At 45.8% G+C, this 19,998-nt stretch carries 21 protein-coding genes; 11 read left to right on the top strand and 10 right to left on the bottom strand.

Annotated features, from left to right (window positions below; translation table 11 throughout):
• The first annotated feature begins 81 nt into the window (after positions 1 to 81).
• The 4 genes from potA (at position 82) to IP485_RS05075 (ending at position 4,001) form a co-directional block, all read left to right on the top strand.
• Positions 82 to 1,323, top strand: a complete 1,242-nt coding sequence (gene potA / locus IP485_RS05090; protein ID WP_198326296.1) for a spermidine/putrescine ABC transporter ATP-binding protein PotA — start codon at positions 82 to 84, stop codon at positions 1,321 to 1,323.
• The gene (gene potB, locus IP485_RS05085) at positions 1,323 to 2,201 is read left to right on the top strand and encodes a spermidine/putrescine ABC transporter permease PotB (RefSeq protein ID WP_198326295.1); all 879 of its coding nucleotides are present in this window, start codon (positions 1,323 to 1,325) and stop codon (positions 2,199 to 2,201) included. Before potA ends, potB begins: the two co-directional genes overlap by 1 nt.
• Entirely contained in the window at positions 2,201 to 3,007 is an 807-nt protein-coding gene (gene potC, locus IP485_RS05080; protein ID WP_134292363.1) for a spermidine/putrescine ABC transporter permease PotC, read from the top strand. Before potB ends, potC begins: the two co-directional genes overlap by 1 nt.
• A 103-nt stretch (positions 3,008 to 3,110) precedes the next feature.
• Positions 3,111 to 4,001: a LysR family transcriptional regulator gene (locus IP485_RS05075; protein ID WP_198326294.1), complete on the top strand. Its 891-nt coding sequence runs from the start codon at positions 3,111 to 3,113 to the stop codon at positions 3,999 to 4,001.
• Between the two features lie 38 nt (positions 4,002 to 4,039).
• On the opposite strand, the gene crcB is transcribed toward IP485_RS05075, so the two are convergent.
• The 4 genes from crcB to IP485_RS05055 all read right to left on the bottom strand — a co-directional run bounded on the left by crcB (position 4,040) and on the right by IP485_RS05055 (position 6,582).
• A complete protein-coding gene (crcB, locus tag IP485_RS05070) occupies positions 4,040 to 4,411 on the bottom strand; it encodes a fluoride efflux transporter CrcB (RefSeq protein WP_198326293.1) in 372 nt (123 codons plus the stop codon).
• 56 nt (positions 4,412 to 4,467) lie between these two features.
• Positions 4,468 to 5,526: a tRNA (adenosine(37)-N6)-threonylcarbamoyltransferase complex transferase subunit TsaD gene (tsaD, locus tag IP485_RS05065; RefSeq protein ID WP_198326292.1), complete on the bottom strand. Its 1,059-nt coding sequence runs from the start codon at positions 5,524 to 5,526 to the stop codon at positions 4,468 to 4,470.
• 168 nt (positions 5,527 to 5,694) lie between these two features.
• A complete protein-coding gene (locus tag IP485_RS05060; RefSeq protein ID WP_198326291.1) occupies positions 5,695 to 6,198 on the bottom strand; it encodes a c-type cytochrome in 504 nt (167 codons plus the stop codon).
• Positions 6,199 to 6,219: 21 nt separating this feature from the next.
• Positions 6,220 to 6,582, bottom strand: a complete 363-nt coding sequence (locus IP485_RS05055; protein WP_198326290.1) for a hypothetical protein — start codon at positions 6,580 to 6,582, stop codon at positions 6,220 to 6,222.
• Between the two features lie 639 nt (positions 6,583 to 7,221).
• Here IP485_RS05055 and rpsU point away from each other — a divergent pair.
• Entirely contained in the window at positions 7,222 to 7,437 is a 216-nt protein-coding gene (rpsU, locus tag IP485_RS05050; protein WP_010195908.1) for a 30S ribosomal protein S21, read from the top strand.
• Positions 7,438 to 7,585: 148 nt separating this feature from the next.
• A complete protein-coding gene (locus tag IP485_RS05045) occupies positions 7,586 to 8,038 on the top strand; it encodes a GatB/YqeY domain-containing protein (RefSeq protein WP_194363546.1) in 453 nt (150 codons plus the stop codon).
• Positions 8,039 to 8,139: 101 nt separating this feature from the next.
• Here IP485_RS05045 and IP485_RS05040 read toward each other — a convergent pair whose 3' ends face one another.
• On the bottom strand, positions 8,140 to 9,837 hold the full coding sequence (locus tag IP485_RS05040) for a M48 family metalloprotease (RefSeq protein ID WP_227686418.1): 1,698 nt from the start codon (positions 9,835 to 9,837) through the stop codon (positions 8,140 to 8,142).
• Positions 9,838 to 10,208: 371 nt separating this feature from the next.
• On the opposite strand from IP485_RS05040, the gene IP485_RS05035 reads away from it, so the two are divergent.
• The 4 genes from IP485_RS05035 (at position 10,209) to thiS (ending at position 12,489) form a co-directional block, all read left to right on the top strand.
• Positions 10,209 to 10,670, top strand: coding sequence for a sulfurtransferase TusA family protein (locus IP485_RS05035; RefSeq protein WP_198326289.1), 462 nt, complete (start codon positions 10,209 to 10,211; stop codon positions 10,668 to 10,670).
• Positions 10,671 to 10,911: 241 nt separating this feature from the next.
• Complete coding sequence (gene rpoH, locus IP485_RS05030; protein WP_197175000.1) at positions 10,912 to 11,775, top strand: RNA polymerase sigma factor RpoH; 864 nt, start codon at positions 10,912 to 10,914, stop codon at positions 11,773 to 11,775.
• Positions 11,776 to 11,820: 45 nt separating this feature from the next.
• A complete protein-coding gene (locus tag IP485_RS05025; protein ID WP_198326288.1) occupies positions 11,821 to 12,195 on the top strand; it encodes a DUF423 domain-containing protein in 375 nt (124 codons plus the stop codon).
• Between the two features lie 93 nt (positions 12,196 to 12,288).
• Positions 12,289 to 12,489 (top strand): sulfur carrier protein ThiS, encoded by a 201-nt coding sequence (thiS, locus tag IP485_RS05020; RefSeq protein ID WP_194363542.1) that lies wholly within the window; start codon positions 12,289 to 12,291, stop codon positions 12,487 to 12,489.
• A 224-nt stretch (positions 12,490 to 12,713) separates the two neighbouring features.
• On the opposite strand, the gene hpf is transcribed toward thiS, so the two are convergent.
• Both hpf and rpoN read right to left on the bottom strand, forming a co-directional pair.
• Entirely contained in the window at positions 12,714 to 13,094 is a 381-nt protein-coding gene (gene hpf, locus IP485_RS05015) for a ribosome hibernation-promoting factor, HPF/YfiA family (RefSeq protein WP_194363541.1), read from the bottom strand.
• Between the two features lie 384 nt (positions 13,095 to 13,478).
• Positions 13,479 to 15,146: an RNA polymerase factor sigma-54 gene (gene rpoN, locus IP485_RS05010; protein ID WP_198326287.1), complete on the bottom strand. Its 1,668-nt coding sequence runs from the start codon at positions 15,144 to 15,146 to the stop codon at positions 13,479 to 13,481.
• A gap of 287 nt (positions 15,147 to 15,433) precedes the next feature.
• Between rpoN and IP485_RS05005 the strand changes: the two genes are divergently transcribed.
• Positions 15,434 to 16,333, top strand: coding sequence for a carbon-nitrogen hydrolase family protein (locus IP485_RS05005; RefSeq protein ID WP_198326286.1), 900 nt, complete (start codon positions 15,434 to 15,436; stop codon positions 16,331 to 16,333).
• 37 nt (positions 16,334 to 16,370) lie between these two features.
• On the opposite strand, the gene IP485_RS05000 is transcribed toward IP485_RS05005, so the two are convergent.
• The 3 genes from IP485_RS05000 to lysA all read right to left on the bottom strand — a co-directional run bounded on the left by IP485_RS05000 (position 16,371) and on the right by lysA (position 19,913).
• Positions 16,371 to 17,396, bottom strand: coding sequence for a tyrosine recombinase XerC (locus IP485_RS05000; RefSeq protein ID WP_198326285.1), 1,026 nt, complete (start codon positions 17,394 to 17,396; stop codon positions 16,371 to 16,373).
• A 54-nt stretch (positions 17,397 to 17,450) separates the two neighbouring features.
• Entirely contained in the window at positions 17,451 to 18,338 is an 888-nt protein-coding gene (gene dapF / locus IP485_RS04995; RefSeq protein WP_198326284.1) for a diaminopimelate epimerase, read from the bottom strand.
• Between the two features lie 198 nt (positions 18,339 to 18,536).
• The gene (gene lysA / locus IP485_RS04990; RefSeq protein ID WP_198326283.1) at positions 18,537 to 19,913 is read right to left on the bottom strand and encodes a diaminopimelate decarboxylase; all 1,377 of its coding nucleotides are present in this window, start codon (positions 19,911 to 19,913) and stop codon (positions 18,537 to 18,539) included.
• Between the last annotated feature and the right edge of the window lie 85 nt (positions 19,914 to 19,998).

The raw sequence follows: 19,998 nt of genomic DNA, 5'->3' as shown, positions 1-19,998 counted from the left end.
TACGCTCATGCCAATCTCTTTGATGACAGTGATTTACCTCGATAACTGTATTGATATATTGGACGCTTAGGAACAGATATTATGGCCAATCCCTCTCCAAATACGCATAACACCTCTGCGTCACCTCATGATGATCAGGTGCTACTAAAGCTGACTGGTCTCAAAAAAACCTATGATCAAACCGAGGTCTTAAAAGACATCAATCTTGATATCAAACACGGTGAGTTTTTGACGCTACTTGGGCCATCGGGCTGCGGTAAGACAACCTTGCTACGCTTGATTGCAGGCTTTGAGCAGCCAAACGCTGGGGCGATATATTTGGATGGTGTACAGATGGCAGGCTTGCCCGCTGATAAACGTCCGGTCAATACCGTATTTCAGCAGTATGCGTTGTTTCCTCACATGAGCGTCGCCCAAAATGTGGCTTATGGTCTTAAGCTAAAAAAAGTCCCGAAAGATGAAATCCAAAGACGCGTCAGCGAAATGCTAGCGATGGTACAGCTAGAGCATTTGGCCAACCGTAAACCGCAAGATTTGTCTGGTGGCCAGCAGCAGCGAGTTGCGATTGCACGCGCGGTGATAAACCGTCCTAAACTGCTACTGCTTGATGAACCGTTATCTGCACTCGATCATAAACTGCGCCTGCAAATGCAGTCTGAGCTAAAGCGTCTGCAACGTGAGCTTGGCATTACCTTTGTCTTTGTCACTCATGACCAAGAAGAAGCGCTGTCGATGTCAGACCGTATTGCCGTAATGAAAGACGGTACGTTTCAGCAAATTGGTACGCCTATTGAGATTTATGAAACCCCTGCCAACCTATTTACTGCCAAATTTATCGGCGAGACCAATTTGTTTAGAGCTGAGGTCAAAGGTGTCTATCCCGATCACCCAGATCGTGATGGTAAAGTGACCAACGGACGCATCGAGGTCGAAGTCTGTGAAGCGCAGGTGCAAGAAGGGCCAACCACATTACGTAACTTACGTCGTCCTAATTTTGCCAATGACGTGCAGGTAGGTGATATCGTTAATTTACTACTTCGCCCCGAAGACCTACGAATATATGATCCAAAAGATAACGAGCATAGCGGACTGTTAGGCCGTGTCATCGAGAGTAACTATAAAGGCAGCACCTTAGACTCGATTATCGAATTGGCAAATGGTCATATCATCAAAGCCTCTGAGTTTTTTGATGAGGATGATCCGAGCTTTGATTACAAACTAAACGAAGGCGTCAAAGTTTCGTGGGTGGATGGCTGGGAGTGGGTATTGCCAGAAGACTCTGAAACTATGCCAGACATAACTGCACAAAAGGATGGTAGCTGATGGCTCGCAACCACTTAGGCAGTAAAAGTCCATTTCGTACCGCCACACTTTGGCTAATCTGGGGTTGGCTACTGATATTTGCACTATTACCAAATATCCTAGTCATCGCTGTCAGTTTCCTGACCCGTGATAGTAGTGCGTTTATTAGCTTACCTGTTAGCATCGACAGCTATGTGCGGATGATTGACCCGTTGTATTTTGAGGTCTTTGTCCACTCATTATGGATGGCAGGTATCACAACGGTTATCTGTTTACTGCTTGGCTATCCTTTTGCATGGCTGGTTTCCAAAGCAAAAGTGCGCTGGCAGCCACTGCTCATGATGTTACTGATACTGCCGTTTTGGACCAACTCTCTGGTGCGGACTTATGCATTAAAGCTGCTCTTTGCTAACAATGGCTTGATTAACAAGTTGCTCTTGGCTATAGGCATCATCGATACCCCTATCGATATTTTATATACGCAAGGTGCGGTGATTGCAGGTTTAACCTACTTGTTATTTCCGTTTATGGTACTGCCGCTATATGCGGTATTTACTGACTTACGCAATGACATGCTATTGGCCTCACAAGATTTGGGTGCATCAAGAACACAGACCTTTTGGCATGTGGTATTGCCATTAACGACACCAGGGATTATCTCTGGGGTACTGCTCGTGCTATTGCCTGCGATGGGCATGTTTTACGTGGCGGATATCTTGGGTGGTTCTCGCAATTTACTGGTTGGTAATATCATCAAAAACCAATTTTTGGATGCGCGTGACTGGCCCTTTGGTGCTGCGGCCAGCGTCTTATTGACACTAGCGATGGCGGTATTATTACTTGCCTACCGTGCCAGTAGCCGCCGCATTGGAAAAACCGACTTCAACGAGGTGGCCTAATGTCTTACAGCTCACCGAATAAAAAAACTCGTCCGCTCAAGATTGGCAGTATCGCCGCCAAGGGTTATCTCGGACTGATTTATACTCTGCTATATCTCCCCATCATTGTCTTGGTGGTGATGTCATTTAACAAATCAAAAATTGGCTATAACTGGGGCGGCTTTAGCTTAAAGTGGTACGAATCGCTATTTAACAACCAAGCGATGCTCGATGCATTTTGGCACTCTATTGTCTTAGGATTGGTCGCCGCCACTGTTTCGACTTTGATAGGCACGCTCACTGCTCTAGCGCTACACCGTTATAATTTTCGCGGTAAAGGCTTGCTAAACGGGCTATTGTTTGTCCTCATGATGTCTCCTGAAATTGTATTGGCTATTTCATTGCTAGCACTGTTCTTACTGATTGGTTTGCAATTGGGCTTTGTCTCGCTACTATTAGCACACATTACTTTTTGCCTGCCCTTTGTGGTCATTACCGTCTTTGCACGATTGAGCAGTTTAGATGAGCGATTGATGGAAGCGGCACGCGACTTGGGTGCCAATGAATCAACCATGGTACGTACAGTACTCATTCCCGTTATCTTGCCAGCCGTCATGGCAGGTTGGTTGCTGGCCTTTACCTTGTCGCTCGATGATGTAGTGGTGTCGACCTTTGTCACAGGGCCTAGCTATGAGATTTTACCGCTGCGCATTTATTCTATGGTGCGTGTAGGACTCAAACCAGAAGTCAATGCCATTGGTACGTTATTACTGGTTGCTTCACTAGTACTGGTCGTTATCTCACAGTTACTGTTACGCAAGCGCTAGATGTTGATTGCTGACTAACTACTCATTAAAATGGACTATGAGTGAAAGTCAGCGCTATATTGACTATAATGAATTTTTCTCACCTTAGCGGTTAGGTTATATTATGCTTGAGCTACGTCATCTTAATACGTTAACCGCGCTACGAGCGCATGGTTCACTCGCTGCTGCTGCCGATGAGCTGCATGTCACGGCTTCTGCGGTCTCGCATCAATTAAAAGAGCTTGAGAACTATTACGACATCAGCTTGGTCAATCGCCGCACTCGCCCGCTTAGTTTTACACCAGCAGGTAAAGCAGTATTGGCATTGGCAGACAATATCCTACCGCAAGTTACTCGCACCAAATCTAACCTTAAACGCTTAGCGCATGGTCAAGCAGGCAGGTTGCGCCTAGCATCAGAGTGCCACAGCTGCTTTGATTGGCTTATGCCGATACTGAACCACTATCGCCGTGAATGGTCGGATGTTGAGCTAGATTTTGCCACAGGGTTTGAGCCTGAGCCGCATCATCTACTCATGGAAGGTGATATTGACTTGCTTATCACTACCAGTGATTTGCCGATAGACGGTATCAGCTATCAGCCATTGTTTGAATATGAGAGTCGTTTGGTGCTGTCACCCACGCATGATCTGGCAGCACAGACATTTATTGAGCCAACAGATTTGGTCAATGAAACGCTGATTGCCTATCCAGTAGAAGCCAAACGTCTCGATATCATTGCTAACTTTATGACGCCAGCGCAAGTGAGTTTTGAGAGTGTTCGTACGACAGAACTGACCGCGATGCTGATTCAGCTGGTGGCTAGTGAACGCGGTGTGGCAGCATTGCCTGATTGGGTGGTTGCTGAATATGAGAAAAAAGGCTGGGTCGTCTCACGGCCACTTGGCGATGGCGTTCGCTGTCAGCTATACGCCGCGACGCGTACCTCAAGTCGAGATACAGCGTATATGCAGGGATTTGCCAGCCTGCTCGACGGTATCCTCAAACCAATATAAAAGATGTGACTGTGAAAAATATAACTATAAATATTTATCTATAACATGAGTTTAAAGAAATAGAATCCGATAGCAGTTGCCAATAACGTCAGTCCTACATGCAAACCGATGAGCGCTAAGCCTGCCAATAGCCGACCATCGTGGATAAAGCCAAACACCTCCGCACTAAATGTACTAAAGGTCGTTAGCCCGCCCAAAAATCCTGTAATCACAAACACGCGTACATGATCGGATAAATTGCTTCCCATGCGCTCAAACCACACTAGCGCGAGCCCTATCAGCAGTCCGCCTAGGATATTAGCACTCAGAGTACCGAGTGGCACCCAACCGTGCAAAGCATTAAAACGCGATAGCCATGCCCGCAAGCAAGCACCAAATGCTGCGCCCAAACCAATAGCAAGCCACTGCATAGACTGTCCTTAATTCGTATAAACTTGATGGGCATGAGGCCCAATCAATAGCACGGTCATACGGCTGGCAACTCTGTCATCGGCCAACGCGGAACGCAGCTCACGGCCAGATCATCGGACTGCCCTGCTTGCAAACGTTCAAAACCTGCATAAGCAATCATCGCGCCATTGTCCGTACATAGCGCAGGCGGTGCATAATGAACGGTTGCATTTATCTTAGCCAGCTCGCTCTCTAACGTCTCGCGCAGATGAGTATTGGCGCTGACTCCGCCCGCAATCACTAAGCGGCTCATATCTGCTTGCTTGAGTGCTTTGACGCATTTCTTCACTAGCGTATCGACCACTGCATGCTGAAAACTGGCAGCGATATCTGCGCGAACTTGTGGATCACTATCAGATTTATGACCAGAACCGCCTGACAGTGGCGTATCTTTAATCAGATTATGTACGGCAGTTTTCATACCACTAAACGAGAAGTCTAAACCACGATGTAGCATCGGTCTTGGCAGCGAATACGCGTTAGGATTGCCAGTTTCTGCCAGCTTGGCAATATTAGGGCCGCCAGGATAAGGCAGGCCTAGCATTTTGGCGGCTTTATCAAAGCACTCACCCGCTGCATCATCTATCGACTCACCCAATATCTCATACCGACCAACACCGTGTGCAGCTATTAATAATGTATGCCCACCAGATACCAGTAGCGAGACAAAAGGGAAAGCTGGTGGGTTGGCACCCATGAGCGGCGCCAATAGATGCCCTTCCATATGATGAATACCAATTGCTGGAATATCTAAACCATATGCCAAGCTGCGCCCAAACAGTGCACCCGTCATCAGAGCACCGATGAGTCCTGGCCCTTTAGTATAGGCAATCGCATCGATCTCGCTTTTTTTCATGTCGCACTGATCTAAAAGCTCATTGAGTAATGGTACAAGCTTACGAATATGATCTCGGCTGGCAAGTTCAGGGACAACGCCGCCATAGAGCGCATGTAGCTCAATCTGTGAGTACAACACCTGACCGACCAAACCTTGATTGTCGCTATTTATTTGCTCACTATCAAAAATCGCTAGTCCCGTCTCATCACAAGAGGTCTCTAAACCCAATACTTTCATATTTTTGCCTTTATACCTTTATTTTCATACTGTTTTCGTGCTGTCTTTTCAACCATATTATTCGGGCGTGCGCTGATAAAAATCATGCATAAAAAAGCCGCCATTGTCAGTCACAATGACGGTCAGTTTAACAAATTTCAATGGTCAATATACGCTATATATACCGTATCAGCTTACCGACGCCAGCATATAATCGACAGCGGCTTTAACCTGTGCTTCAGTGACGTCATTTACCGCCTGTGCTGGCATTTTGTTAAAGCCTTTAGCCGAGTGCATATATAGTGTTTCTTTGTCTTTAATCAGTCGCGCTGACCAAGCAGCCGTATCACCATATTTTGGTGCGTCTAGCAAACCAGCCGCATGACAAACCTTACAGTTTGACTCATAAAGCTTAGCACCTGCATCTACGGCCAATACTTCAGGCTCGCTAGCTACTTCAGGCACTATTGCTTCTTCAGCAGCAGACTCTGACTGGCTAACAGCCTCAGGCATAGCAGTGGCAGGTTCTGCTACTGGTGCAGCTTCTGTCACTGTGGCTACATCGGTAGACTCATCAATATCTACCACCTTTTCGGTGGGCGTGTTATCACTACAAGCACTCAATGTGAATAATATACTCAGACTAAGTATAGACAAGCTCAACTTACACATATGCTGCGGTATACCAATCATCTCTCACCTCTAGCGGATAGATTATTCAGCGGCTGGAGCATCTGCAGTCGCCATGTCAGCGCTGTCAGTGGCAGCAGGAGCGGCAGCTGTGTCCGTACTATCGGTCGTTGCTGCCATATCAGCATCAGCCGTACCTGCTTCAGCAGTGGCCGTACCGTCAGCATCTGTAGCGGTTGCATCAGCTGCTGGCATTGGTGCCGCTTCTGGAAACTTCATCTCTTCAGCTGGTGGGCCATTTTTGATGGCCAGTGCTGCGGCTTCATCAACGCGATCGATTGCCATTACTTCTTCATGCTCTTCGCCGCCACTACAAGCGCTCACGCTCACACCCAACGCCATGATAAGTGCTGTGCTCAATACCGCGTTAAATACTGTTTTTTTCATTCCAACATCCTCAATAAAATACACACAAACCGGTTCATATGCTTACTAGGGTCTATTTGATATTCAAATGTGGTGCTGGCAGTCACTATTTTTTAGACAATATGCAGTGAAATTTTTGAAGCCTAGTCATTCTAGGTTAAATCATTTCGCCATATATTGGTAAAAAAGAGTACTGCCCTACAAGGCTGATGCTAAAACCACCCCAACCGTTGTTGAAAACCTAGCTAAGGTCTCGACATTATCGTCGATTTTCGCCTAGTTTGGTGTAACTTTAGCCGTCAGCAGCCCTAATATTTGAATATCAAACAGACCCTATAATATGGAAATTATCATAGCATAAACTCCTGCTATAACGTTATAGACCGTAGGGACTTTTTATTCACGATGATTTTTCTCTTTTTACTCGCTCTAAAACAGCACAGCTAAGCTCAACTGTTATGATAAACAGATGATAAATAGACAATAAACACCTAAAATCATTGACTTTGTTGATATTTTTTATTAAAATACCTGCCCTTGTGCTAGTGCGCAAGATTATCCTAGTTTGAGCTGATGCCTGTGATCTTGAGATATCGCGGCTAAATACTAATACACAGCCAAACTAATGCCCTTATATCTCATCCTAATCGAGGAGTCTTCATGCCTGCAGTTAAGGTTAAAGAAAACGAACCAGTTGATATCGCTATCCGTCGTTTCAAACGTGCTTGTGAAAAAGCTGGTGTATTATCAGACGTACGTAAGCGTGAGTTTTATGAAAAACCAACGCAAGTACGTAAGCGTAAAAAAGCTGCTGCCGTAAAGCGTTATAAAAAGAAATTACAACGCGAAACTATTCGTACCACTCGTATGTACTAATCAGTAATCTGATTTAGTTACGTACAAGCGCTACACTAACGCCACTGTTATCCATTGATATCAGTGGCGTTTTTTATGCTACAATTTTTATTATTAGGTTCTGTTGAACATTTGAATAAATAACTATTAACAAATAAGGATAATAACAGTGAGCCAACTTAAACAGACTTTATTAGACAATATCAAAGTGTCCATGAAAGCGCGTGAGCTTGAGCGAGTTAAGGTACTGCGCAACGTGCAAGCGGTCGTCAAACAAATCGAGATTGACCGCCGGATAGAGCTAGATGATGCGCAAGTATTAGAAGTTTTACAAAAGCAGCTTAAGCAGCGTCAAGAATCACTCACTATTTTTACTGAAAATAACCGTGATGACTTAGCGACCAAAGAGCAGTTTGAGATTGATATTATCAATGAATTTATGCCAAAGCAGATGGATGACGACGAGATCATCGCATTGGTGAACGCTGAAATCAGTGAGCAAGGCGCTACTTCTATGCGTGATATGGGCAGCGTCATGGGTATACTAAAAAATAAAACCGCAGGTCGTGCTGATCCTGCTCTTATCTCTAAATTGGTCAAAGACGCCTTACAAGGTAAGTAGCTTGTAAGGTGAATAATATGTTTGCTATTGAGTAGCGCCTCTTACTTAGAAACGATACCCTGCTGTCATAGCAAGCAAAGCTAATGCTATAAAAGTCCCGCCTAAGGCTTAAAGTCTTGGGCGGTTTTTATTGCTTTAATTTCAGCATCGATATTGGCCAATAACGGACGCGCACTACTGGCCTGAGCCGTGGTTTGCAGATTTTCGGCGAGTTGCTTGGCCTGCGTTAAGGATGTCAGCGCATGCTCATAACGTCCATTCCATAACTGATCTTGACTTCGATAACGCAGAGCATTGATGGTTGCGATATTGGCCAATTGCGGTGATGCTGTGGTTTTAGCCATTTTTTCATTCGCCAATTGCAGGCTTTGCCACGCATAGCGATCGCTTGGCTGCTGTTCAGTCAACGGTTTTAGCAGTGCTTGTGCAGCTGCTGGTTGATTACTGTTGGTGAGCGCTTCTGCCAAATAGAGACACAAATCACGACGCTCAGGGTACAAACGCTGCTGGTTCGCTAAAATCTCTGCTGCTGGTTGCCACATTTGCTGTTCGCTTAGCAGCTCACTGTGCGTAATCCCAAGCAGCGGCTCTAAGTTTTGACGTTGCGTGACGGGTAAGGCGTTCATCTGAGTCAATATATCATTGGCATCCTTAAAACGCTGCTGCTCTGTGTACCAGCGTACGAGAGCCAGTTTGGCACCCAGACTGTTTTTGGCTGCTGCTGTCAGCACCGTCTCAGACGCGTGTTTACCCATAATCTGTACTCGCCAATAGAGCAAATCAAATAGCGCTTGATGACGCTGCTGCTGACTCAGGGACAGTACTGGATAACGCTGCGCACGGCTTTGCGACTCACTTAGACGCTCATTACTCAGCGGATGCGAGCGCACAAAACTGGGTAAAAATTGATTTTTCACCTGATTAAGCTGGCTTTTTTGATTCATCGTGGCAAAAAACCGTGGCATCGCTCGAGGGTCGTAGCCTGCTTGGGTCATGATTTGCATCCCCACCCGATCGGCTTCACGCTCGTTGCTGCGGCTAAAAGCCATACTACTGTTCATAAATGCGGTTTGGCTACCCATCATCACTGCTGCTGCCGCATCACCATCCACTGCTGAGGCTGCGATCGCAGCCAACATACCGCCCAGTTGCATCAGTAGCGCCTTTTTACTCTCCTCTGCACTATGCTCGTAGTGATGCTGACTGATATGCGCCACTTCATGGGCGATGACGCTTGCCAACTCATCCATACTACTGGCGGCCAGTATGGTACCTGTATTGATGCCAATCACCCCGCCGGGTGCAGCGAACGCATTGATACTAGCATTATCAATGATAACCAAGCCCAGTGGGGCTTGCTGACGCACTTGGGCATTGAGTCGCCATGTCATGTTTTTGATGGTTTCTTGTACCCAAGGGTCGTGCTCCATTTTGACGCGACCATTGATGTTTTGTAGCGACCATTCCCCCAGCATCTTGTTTTGATACTGCTCAGCAAAGCTCAGCCCTTGACCGCGCAGGTTCGGCAACTCTAGCGTTTGCGCAGCTGAGTCTTGCCACGAGCTATTGGCAAATCCAGCGTCTTGGTTATCACTGCCATAAGCACTGGTCACTGCTGCCAATAGCATGACTGACACCCCCAGCTTAGCGGCTCTCAGTAGAGACAGCTTGGAGCATTTGTGATAGATTTTTGGCTGCGATATTGGCTGTGATAAAAATGGCGTTGCCTTGATGGACAATGGGGTTGTCTGGCGCGGCTCATAGTTATTCAGTCGTGATGGTCTAGTAAAGTGAGACAAGTGCGTATCCTATCGTATTGTTTACCCTGTATTTTTGACTATACGGGCTTGCAGGCATGTGGTCAATTTTACTATGCCTCTGACTACCAATCACGCAGCCATCCGTCATTATTGTGCAACATGGTTGTGTGATTCTAGTGAACCGAACACAACGTTGACTATATTCAACTGCAATTATACATCGGCTATTTGGTATAATGACGGATAGCAAGGGTACGCTGACGTTAAGATGGCAGTAACTATCAGATAAATCTGCTCCTCTCAAATGCCAATGCTTAGATCGAACATGCCTGATTACAGATACTCTTTGCATAAAAAATATTTGCTTAAAAATAGCATCAAACCATATATTGATATCTACAAGGTTTTTTATGTCTGCTGATACACCGTCAATCATAAACCGTATGTCTCATGCTATCAGCTTATCAGCCAACTTATCTGATACAGAGCAGCACAATGTAGGCAGTTTGATTGAATTGCTGCCAGCCGAATGTGCTGATTCAAAGAGTGGCACAGAACAGACTGTATTAGATATCAAAGCCTTCGTTGATGGTTGTGGTCTTGCTTGTCCCATGCCATTGTTAAAAACCAAGGTTGCGCTACGAGGGGTATCTGTTGGGGAGTCGCTATATGTGGTCGCAACAGACCCCAACTCGCGAGCAGACATTACTGCTTTCTGTCGACAAAGTCAGCAAGCATCCGCATCGAGCCATTTAAACTTAATCGTTAATGCAGCGACTGAGATTACCGAATTATCAGCCGTAAATAGCACATCATCACAGCGTTTCGATACAATATATCACTTCATCATTACCAAAACTGATAGCAACTAAACGGCGCTATCCTTTACAATTACAATCATAAAGCGTTTTATCTGACTATTTGCTCAACCATTTAATCAAGGTCAAGAATATGGCTAATACTACTACTGACGCTGCAGATACAAATAAAAAAGACAGCGTAACTCCTATAAGAAACGATGCACGTGATGCGGCACTCAAAGCTGCTGCACAGCGTCCGCCTTATGATGCAAGTGCATTAGGTGATACCAGTACACGTGATTTAGTACCGGCCATGCCAACGCATTTATCTGCACCAGGGGTCAACTTAGGCGCTTATATCAATACTGTGCACCAAATCCCTATTTTGACGCCAGTGCAAGAGCAAGAGCTTGCGCATCGTTATCATGATGAAGGCGATGTTGAAGCGGCGCGGCTACTCGTGATGTCACATCTGCGTTTTGTGATTCACATTGCCCGCAGCTATTCAGGGTATGGATTGCCGCAGGCCGATCTCATTCAAGAGGGTAATCTGGGGCTAATGAAAGCCGTCAAACGCTTCGATCCCAATAAAGGCGTACGCTTGGTCTCCTTTGCCGTGCATTGGATCAAAGCTGAAATTCATGAGTTCGTAATTCGTAACTGGCGTATTGTCAAAGTCGCTACTACCAAAGCCCATCGTAAGTTGTTCTTTAATCTGCGTAGTCTAAAGAAAACCAACAATCAGTTAACGCTAGAAGAAGCAGATGCGATTGCCAAGGACTTAAATGTCACGCGCAAGCAAGTGCTAGAGATGGAATCTCGTCTGACCTCTTATGATGCCTCATTTGAAGCACAGTCGAGCGACGATGATGATGGTCGCTATGCACCGCAATTGTTTTTAGAAGATGGCATCGATCCTGCTGAGCAGTTAGAAGAAGCAGACTGGGAAGAAAACAACTCATCAGCTCTGATTGCTGCTATGGGTACCTTGGATGATCGTTCACGCGATATCGTCGAGCAGCGCTGGCTCTCTGAGCAAAAATCCACCTTGCATGAATTGGCAGCGGTCTACTCTATCTCAGCCGAGCGTGTGCGTCAGATCGAAAAAAATGCGATGGACAAAATTCGTGACGCCATGACCATTGATAGTGTGATTTTGCCAGATGATATTCAGTAATATCTATCACGTTATTAGCGCCCATAAGCCATTGCGAGTTTTATCATGTTGAATTGGATTGGTATTGCTGCACTCAATATGGCAATCGCCGTTGCCCTAGGGGCATTTGGTGCTCATGGCTTAGAGGCTATTGTCAGTCCTCAGCAACTTGAATGGTGGCATACCGCAACTTTATATCTGTTTATACATGCGCTTGGGCTGCTGCTAGTGGGTTTACTGATTCGATTGAAATACACCACTCAAACCACCGCTTGGCTACTACAAATCGGTATCGTGATTTTTGCTGGTAGTTTGTATGCGATGACACTTGGTGCACCGCGCTGGTTTGGGGCGATTACTCCTATCGGCGGTATCTTAATGATTGCAGGTTGGCTATGGCTGGCAGTATCGACATTTAGATCAAAAGACTCGATCAACTAATCAAAACCCAGTTAATCAATCTAGAGGATGTCATCTACTCAAGCATTCATATTTTTGAGTACAAGGAAATCTAAATTATTAAGGAGCGCAATTATGAGCAATATTAGTGTCAATGGCAAAACCTTACAAACCACCCATCAGACAGTGCAACTAGTCATCAATGAACTTGGTCTGAGTCAAGGTCGTTATGCTGTCGAAGTCGATGGGGATCTGATACCCAAAAGTGAATTGGCTCAATTGCGCATTGCAGAAGGTATGAATATTGAAGTGGTACAAGCAGTTGGCGGCGGTTAAGAATTGTTTCGCTGTAAATGGTTTATCGCTTTATTCGGCTTTAAACCTGTATACGATTTTTATCTGCCTATTAAAAAAGACCTCAACATAGGATATGTTTGAGGTCTTTTTTCTTTTGTTAGTCATGGCTTGGTAGATTGACTGTTTGTTGTCTTTTTGGTTTTTAATATATCTATCAATCCAGATGACTGCTGTTGCTTATTTAGCACCGTGTGGCGTTATTACTAAGCTGCTGGCACTGCTTCAGCGGGCGTCAAATCTTGATAGCGTCCTTCGCGTCCAGCACCCTGAGTCTTTTTACGCTCTTGGCGGGTTTTATACTTACGCACTTGTCTATCAAGTTTGTCTGCCATCTCGTTAATGGCTTTGTACATATCATCTTCAAGGGCTTGGACAAACATTTCTTGACCTGAGACGCGCATAATTGCTTCAGCCTTATGGCTCTTTTTGCCGCCGTCACTGGCACCGCTATTGTCTAGCGATAATATCACTTGAATACTCTGTATCTGATCAAAGTGACGTTCTACTTTTTCAAGCTTTTCACGAACCGCTGTGTCCATAGCTTCAGTAACGCTGATATGATGACCACTGATAGAAACATTCATATTATTGTCCTTTTATTTATAACTTACAATCAACAGATGAGGTCGCATTCCTGCTCTTGTCATCCTGCCTTACCAATCATCTATCCAATGCCGCTAGTAACATGTCGACGTATCCTTTTATCGTCTCCTTTATCAGTTATGAATAAATACTATAAATCGGCATTAAGATTTTGTGGTTGGTATGGCTCTAATTTGTCATGAAAACCAAATAGTAGCAAGCCATTAAATTGTAATTAAGTGTAACAATACCTATTATTTCTACTAAGTTTCTATATAATCAAAAAATTTTATTTTTATAACTGTATAGAAACATAGGCTAATTATCCAGCAGCCTCTCAGTTCTCACTCAGATAAATAGCTACTTAAATTTCTGCGGTTAAATCACTAGTATTTTTGTTTGCGCTGGGTAGATGAGCCAATATTCATCGCTTCACGGTATTTTGCGACCGTTCGACGAGCAATATCGATACCATCAGCCAATAGCTCGTTCTTTAGACGGCTATCCGATAATGGTTTTTTGGGATCTTCATCAGCAATGAGCTTTTTAATCATGGCGCTGATGGCAGTCGATGAGATGTCCCCATCGTTGCTGCTGACGTGTGACGAAAAGAAATGCTTTAGCGAAAACATCCCTTGCGGTGTCAAGATGGTTTTACTGGTGGTCAGTCGCGAAACCGTTGACTCATGTAAATCAACTTCTTCTGCAATGGCTTTTAAGATCAGCGGCTGCATAGCCGTCGCACCATGTAGCAGAAACTCTTGCTGATAACGTACGATACTGGTCGCGACTTTTAACAGGTTTTGATTGCGCTCTTCGATGCTACGGATGAACAGTCGCGCATCGGTGAGATTTTCTCGCAGATATTGATTGTCAGGACTGTCATCACCGCGTTTGACTAGATTGGCGTATTCTTGATTGACTCGCAGTTTTGGCAACGTGTCAGGATTGAGACGTACATGCCAGCCTTCATCTGCAGCATTGGTCGTCCCGTCATGGTGCCTGATGGGCGAGACTAACACATCTGGTATGTCGTAACTGTTAGGCTGCTGAGTGTAGTCAGGTTGACTGATTTGAAACAACAATCCTGGTGACGGGTTGAGTGTGCGCAGCAAAGTGATCGCAGGCGTAATGTATTCAGGGGCAAGACCCGTTAGTTCCGTCAGCGCTTTGATGTTATTGCTGACCAAATGCTCACTGGCTGATAGTAGCGCTTTTGCTTCTTGTAGGTAAGCTGTGCGAGCATCGAGCTTGGAAAGTTGAATCGCTAAGCACTCACTCAAGTGCCGTGCACCCACACCAACGGGATCACAAGATTGAATCATGCGTAGTACCGCTGTAATCTCATCATGCTCAACGCGCTCATCCCACTGATAAAAGCTGGCCATGGTATCAAAGCTCTGTAGCAGCTCATCTATATCCAGCCGAATAAACCCCATGTCATCCATGGAGTCTATGAGGTATTCTGCGATCAGCGTGTCTGTCTCCGACAAGCGTTTAAAATTAAGCTGCCAGCGCACATGATCTTGAATGGTCGAAGAAGTACCGCCTTGATAGCTATCAAAGTCTTCGTTATTATTACTAGAGCCACTCGACGCAGAGGCATGGTTACTATAATCAAAGTGCTCCGTATCACTACTGGCATCAAAATTATCAGTACTACTGTCCATCGCGCCATCATCGATACTGGTCTGCTGCAACTTATCCAAGCTATCGATTGCCTCATCACCGTAGTCTGTGTTGCCCTCAGTTCCCGTACTAGACCCTGCTGTATTAGAAAAATCACTGCTGCTTTGGTTCCAACTATCCAAGGTCAATGGCTCGTTTGATGCATCACTTTTATCATCAGAGTTTTCATAGTCGCTATCATCACTATAGTCATCATCGCCATCGTCTTCGATACGTTCAAGCAGCGGATTACTGTCCAGCTTGGCCTGAACCTCTTGCGCGAGCTCAAGACTAGAGAGCTGCAGCAGTTTGATTGCTTGCTGCATTTGCGGGGTTAGTTTTTGCGAGTTGCTCAGCGTGGTCGCCAATCCGAACGACATACTCATGGTCGGCTTATTACACTCCATTCTTGATGCTATTATATTTATACTGCCAATTGAGGCCGTGATTTATCCTTATCAGGACATGACGATAGCATTTTTTGCCACAATTTTGCTATGATAATTTATACCCTGTCCAGATATGATGGTGATAAATACTGGACACCTTTATCGTTTGACCCGTCATAGCCTGCCCACAAATATGAATAGTAGGTTCATAACTATAAGAATTTTATAATAAAGAAAATCTAGTAAACCACCAATACGTCTTAACATTTAATGAGAATACTGACATGAATAACCAACTGAACAATCTTGGATTTGGCATTGCTGCCATCCAAATGAATAGCCAGCAAGATATCGAAAATAATTTGGCCACTATAAAAGCAGCCGTTATTGACGCAGCCTCGCAGGGTGCTAAGCTCGTGGTCATACCTGAAAACTGCTGTAGTATGGGACAGCAGTTTGCCACTGCAGAACGTTTTGATGCGCTCTCAGCGACGATGGCAGAGTATGCCCGTACCTATGGTATTTATCTGCTAGTAGGCTCACTGCCCTGCCCTTATCGCCCTGATGGGGTTATCGTACCAGATGGTAGACTGCGCCAAGTCAGCCAGCTGTTTGCTCCAGATGGCACGCTGGTAGCGCGCTACGATAAGATTCATCTGTTTACCGCGACTGTGGCCGACAAACAAGGCAGTTATAATGAAGCGGCGACTTTCGAGCCAGGCACACAAACTGTCGTCACCTCACTTGAGATAGAAGATGCGGTGTATAAACTGGGTATGATGGTTTGTTTTGACTTGCGTTTTCCAGCGTTGGCACAGCGCCTACGTCAAGCAGGCGCTGACCTGCTAAGTGCGCCTGCTGCCTTTACCTATCTGACCGGACAAGCGCACTGGTCACTGTTGCTACAGGCACGGGCATTAGACAGTCAGTGTATGGTCATTGGCGCAGCGCAAGGCGGCGATCATGCGTATAAAGACGGCAATACTCGCCAGACATGGGGACATACTACCATTACTGATTTTAATGGCAGTATTATTGCAAGCCACGATAGTAGTGAGCTGAACACCTCTGCCACAGCCGAACCAGATAAAGGATACGCCATTGTCATGGCATCATTAGACAAGCAGGCACAAATACAAGGTCGACAAAAAATGCCGATCTTTGATTGCCATCGTTTGGCATAAATCAAATTGCCTTGTTATTAAGTCGCTTTATCAAATGCTAGGTAGAATTGCTATCATTCTGAGCATGAGTCGCTCGTGGATGGGCGCGATCATAGACCTGTGTTAACTTAGCAAAATCGACATGGGTGTAAATCTGCGTGGTACTGATATCACTATGGCCCAGCATTTCTTGCACGGCGCGTAGGTCTCCACTACCTGAGAGCATGTGTGAGGCAAAACAGTGACGCAGTAAATGCGGATACATGTTTTGCGCGATGCCTGCACGAGTCGCCGCGACTTTGAGACGCTGCTGCACTGCTCGCGTTGATAGTCTGGTGCCGAGTTTTTCACTGATGAACAAGGCACTATCCATCTGCTCAACCCATAGATTGCGATGTGGCACATAACGTGCTATCGCTTCTGCTGCCTTTACACCTAACGGTACTATACGCGTTTTGTTGCCTTTGCCCGTGACTCGCACCCGCAAATCAGACAAGTCCATATCTGCCATATCGAGCGCCACCAATTCCCCAACACGTAGACCGCTGCTGTAAAGCAACTCAAACATGGCCTTATCCCGTAACCATAAGCGGGCTTGCTCTGGGGTGTCCGGAATTGCTTGGTCGAGCAATTGAGTGAGTAAATCCACATCGGCAATAGACGGCAGTGGTCTAGGACTGCGCTTGAGCTGATAGCCCGTCGTTGGATTAATACGTGCCAGCTCCTCCTCTATCAGCCACCCATAAAAATGACGAATGGCTGACAGCTCTTGCTGGACACTCGCCAATGCAAGCTTGTCTTCATCAAGGCGCTGACTGATATGCTGGGCCAATTGCCGTTTATCGCAGCGCGTCCATGTCAAACGCTTGCCGCGCAAATACAGCGCCAACTGATTGACACCCGCAAAATAAGCGGTCAAGGTATGCGGCGAGTGGTTACGCACAGACAGAATATTAAGCCAACGGTGAACAGGTGCTAATAACGCTTGTAATGCAGTGTCTGCCTCTATATTTGCCGCCAGCTCAACTGATAGCCAAGGCGTCATCTGTGCAGATTGACTGCTTTTGTCCGTGGACATCACCATATGAGAAGCACCTGTGCCGTTTATGTCATTTGCCTAATGTCAGAATGTCAGGTCTTAGCTTTCCGTATTAGGCTTGATACCGGCTTGTGCCATCAAACCATCTGGACTAAAGACACCTTCATAAACAAAGGCGGTCGGACCCGTCATCATAACTGAGTAGCCAGGCTGCCACTTGATAATCATGCTGCCACCATAGAGCTGCGCGCGAATTTCTTCGCCCTCATCCAACCAGCCCTCGCGTATACCGACCGCAACAGCAGCACAAGCGCCAGTACCACAAGCTTGCGTCTCACCCACACCGCGCTCATAGACACGCAGTCTAATATGACGCTGATTCATCACCTGCATAAAACCTACATTGACGCGAGCTGGAAACGCGGGATGCGATTCGATTGCCTTGCCTAATTTTTCGACCTCAGCATCGAGTACGTCATCGACTTTGATGACAGCATGCGGGTTGCCCATATTGGCAACATACAGCTGTACAGGCGTACCATTCACATCGAGGTGATAGGTGTTTTGGATTTTGGTCGTGGCTCTTGGGCTAAATGGAATCTCATCTGGCTCAAACTTGGGTTTGCCCATATCAACCTCAACCCAGCCATAACGATCAGTCGTCAATGAAATAATACCACTGGCCGTCTCTACACGTAGGCGCTGCTTAAATGACAGTTTGCGCGCTTGCACAAAACGGGCAAAACAACGTGCGCCATTGCCGCACTGCTCGACTTCTGTACCATCGGTATTGAAGATACGGTAACTGAAATCCACATCAGGGCGCATGGGCGGCTCTACCACCAGCAATTGATCAAAGCCAATGCCCAAATGACGATTGCCCAATAACGCGACTAGTTCCTTGGTCAACTCTAAGCGCTGGGTCACTAAATCAATGACCATAAAATCATTGCCCAAACCATGCATTTTAGTAAATTCTATTAGCATATTTTTGATGTCCTATCCTATTTTTATATATGTCTTATATTAGCACGCTGTCAGATACAATCATAATTATCACCGCTATCAAATACCAAGTTATCGTCATAACTCAAAACCGCTGCATTCAGTCAGCATTTGCCATAAAAAAACCCACTGTTATCATCACAGTGGGTTTTTTATGCATCAAGTACCGCTCTGACCTTTCTATTTATCCTGCCACAGTGTTTCATGGGCATATAAGGCTTCAACCGTTTCGCGCTTACGAATGAGCTGATGATGCTCACCTGCCACCATCACTTCGCTGGCACGCGGGCGCGAATTATAGTTACTGCTCATGGTAAAGCCGTAAGCACCCGCACCAGTGATTGCTAGCACATCACCTGTGGCCAATGACAATAGACGGTCTTTTGCCAAAAAGTCACCCGTCTCACAAATCGCACCAACGATATCCCATGGCTGCGTACCATCCGTATTGATACCATCGCTAGGCAGTGTGCTTGGAATAACAGCCATTTCAGCCTGATATAACGCAGGGCGAATCAAGTCATTCATAGCCGCATCGACGATGGCAAAGTTCTTGTGCTCAGTCGGTTTGAGTACATCGACTTGGGTCAATAACACGCCAGCATTGGCCACAATACTACGACCCGGCTCAAAAAATACTTTTAAGCCAAGCTCGCTAAGTTTTGGTAACAAGGCTTGGGCAAACTCATCGATAGTCACAGGCGTCTCATCGATATAACGCACGCCTAAGCCGCCACCCAAATCAATATGACGTAGCTCAATACCGTTATCACGCAGACTATGTATTAGCTCAATGACTTTATCTAACGCTGCAACAAAGGGCTCTACCTCAGTCAACTGCGAGCCAATGTGACAATCAATACCAACGATATCGATATGCGATAGCGCCGCCGCTTGCTGATAAACAGCTAGGGCATCCTCATGAGTGATGCCGAACTTGTTGTCTTTGAGACCAGTCGAGATGTACGGATGAGTTTTTGCATCGACATTTGGATTGACACGTAATGATATCGGCGCAGGCTTATCAAGTGACTTTGCGACGTCATTGATTAAGGTCAGCTCGCTAATCGACTCGACATTGAAGCAGCCAATACCTTGGGTCAGTGCGTACTCGATGTCGCCATAAGTTTTGCCAACACCTGAGAATACGACACGCGATGCAGCGCCACCAGCAGCCAGTACACGCATCAGCTCACCGCGAGAAACGATATCAAACCCAGCGCCTGCCTCTGCCAAAACACCAAGCACTGCAAGGTTAGAGTTTGCCTTTACGGCGTAGCATACTTGATGATTTAGACTGGCGAAGCTGTCCGTGTATGCTTGGTAAACGTCCAATATCGCCTGCTTTGAGTAGACATAGCAGGGCGTGCCATATTGTTTTGCCAGCACATTGATACTGACCTGCTCCATATATAACGCATCGTCGCGATAATTTAGCGCAGGTAAATGAGCAGTCAAAGCTGCAGGGTCAATATACAACCCTTGCTCATTTTGGGTGGTGACTGATTCGCCAGTGGCTAATTCAGTGACGTCAGTAGCTAATTCAGAAGAACTCATATAAAAATCTCTAATCTAATCAGGTTATAAAAGGTAATAATAAATATGGTTGTCGATCCAAGCAGTTTAATCAAGCCCACTAGGA

It is taken from the genome of Psychrobacter sp. NG27, assembly GCF_016106655.1.
In the GTDB taxonomy this organism is placed as follows: Bacteria; Pseudomonadota; Gammaproteobacteria; order Pseudomonadales; family Moraxellaceae; genus Psychrobacter.
Note: the sequence above shows the minus strand (reverse complement) of the source record. Positions and strands in the feature narration are given on the sequence as shown.

Excerpts from the sequence above, each read along its gene's own strand:
- potC (WP_134292363.1), top strand. The coding sequence starts at position 2,201 with ATGTCTTACAGCTCACCGAATAAAAAAACTCGTCCGCTCAAGATTGGC.
- rpoH (WP_197175000.1), top strand. The coding sequence starts at position 10,912 with ATGCCAACGCATTTATCTGCACCAGGGGTCAACTTAGGCGCTTATATC.
- rpoN (WP_198326287.1), bottom strand. The coding sequence starts at position 15,146 with ATGAGTATGTCGTTCGGATTGGCGACCACGCTGAGCAACTCGCAAAAA.
- thiS (WP_194363542.1), top strand. The coding sequence starts at position 12,289 with ATGAGCAATATTAGTGTCAATGGCAAAACCTTACAAACCACCCATCAG.
- crcB (WP_198326293.1), bottom strand. The coding sequence starts at position 4,411 with ATGCAGTGGCTTGCTATTGGTTTGGGCGCAGCATTTGGTGCTTGCTTG.
- rpsU (WP_010195908.1), top strand. The coding sequence starts at position 7,222 with ATGCCTGCAGTTAAGGTTAAAGAAAACGAACCAGTTGATATCGCTATC.
- tsaD (WP_198326292.1), bottom strand. The coding sequence starts at position 5,526 with ATGAAAGTATTGGGTTTAGAGACCTCTTGTGATGAGACGGGACTAGCG.
- dapF (WP_198326284.1), bottom strand. The coding sequence starts at position 18,338 with ATGCTAATAGAATTTACTAAAATGCATGGTTTGGGCAATGATTTTATG.
- IP485_RS05075 (WP_198326294.1), top strand. The coding sequence starts at position 3,111 with ATGCTTGAGCTACGTCATCTTAATACGTTAACCGCGCTACGAGCGCAT.
- potA (WP_198326296.1), top strand. The coding sequence starts at position 82 with ATGGCCAATCCCTCTCCAAATACGCATAACACCTCTGCGTCACCTCAT.
- IP485_RS05060 (WP_198326291.1), bottom strand. The coding sequence starts at position 6,198 with ATGATTGGTATACCGCAGCATATGTGTAAGTTGAGCTTGTCTATACTT.
- potB (WP_198326295.1), top strand. The coding sequence starts at position 1,323 with ATGGCTCGCAACCACTTAGGCAGTAAAAGTCCATTTCGTACCGCCACA.
- IP485_RS05005 (WP_198326286.1), top strand. The coding sequence starts at position 15,434 with ATGAATAACCAACTGAACAATCTTGGATTTGGCATTGCTGCCATCCAA.
- hpf (WP_194363541.1), bottom strand. The coding sequence starts at position 13,094 with ATGAATGTTTCTATCAGTGGTCATCATATCAGCGTTACTGAAGCTATG.
- IP485_RS05035 (WP_198326289.1), top strand. The coding sequence starts at position 10,209 with ATGTCTGCTGATACACCGTCAATCATAAACCGTATGTCTCATGCTATC.
- IP485_RS05000 (WP_198326285.1), bottom strand. The coding sequence starts at position 17,396 with ATGGTGATGTCCACGGACAAAAGCAGTCAATCTGCACAGATGACGCCT.
- IP485_RS05055 (WP_198326290.1), bottom strand. The coding sequence starts at position 6,582 with ATGAAAAAAACAGTATTTAACGCGGTATTGAGCACAGCACTTATCATG.
- lysA (WP_198326283.1), bottom strand. The coding sequence starts at position 19,913 with ATGAGTTCTTCTGAATTAGCTACTGACGTCACTGAATTAGCCACTGGC.
- IP485_RS05025 (WP_198326288.1), top strand. The coding sequence starts at position 11,821 with ATGTTGAATTGGATTGGTATTGCTGCACTCAATATGGCAATCGCCGTT.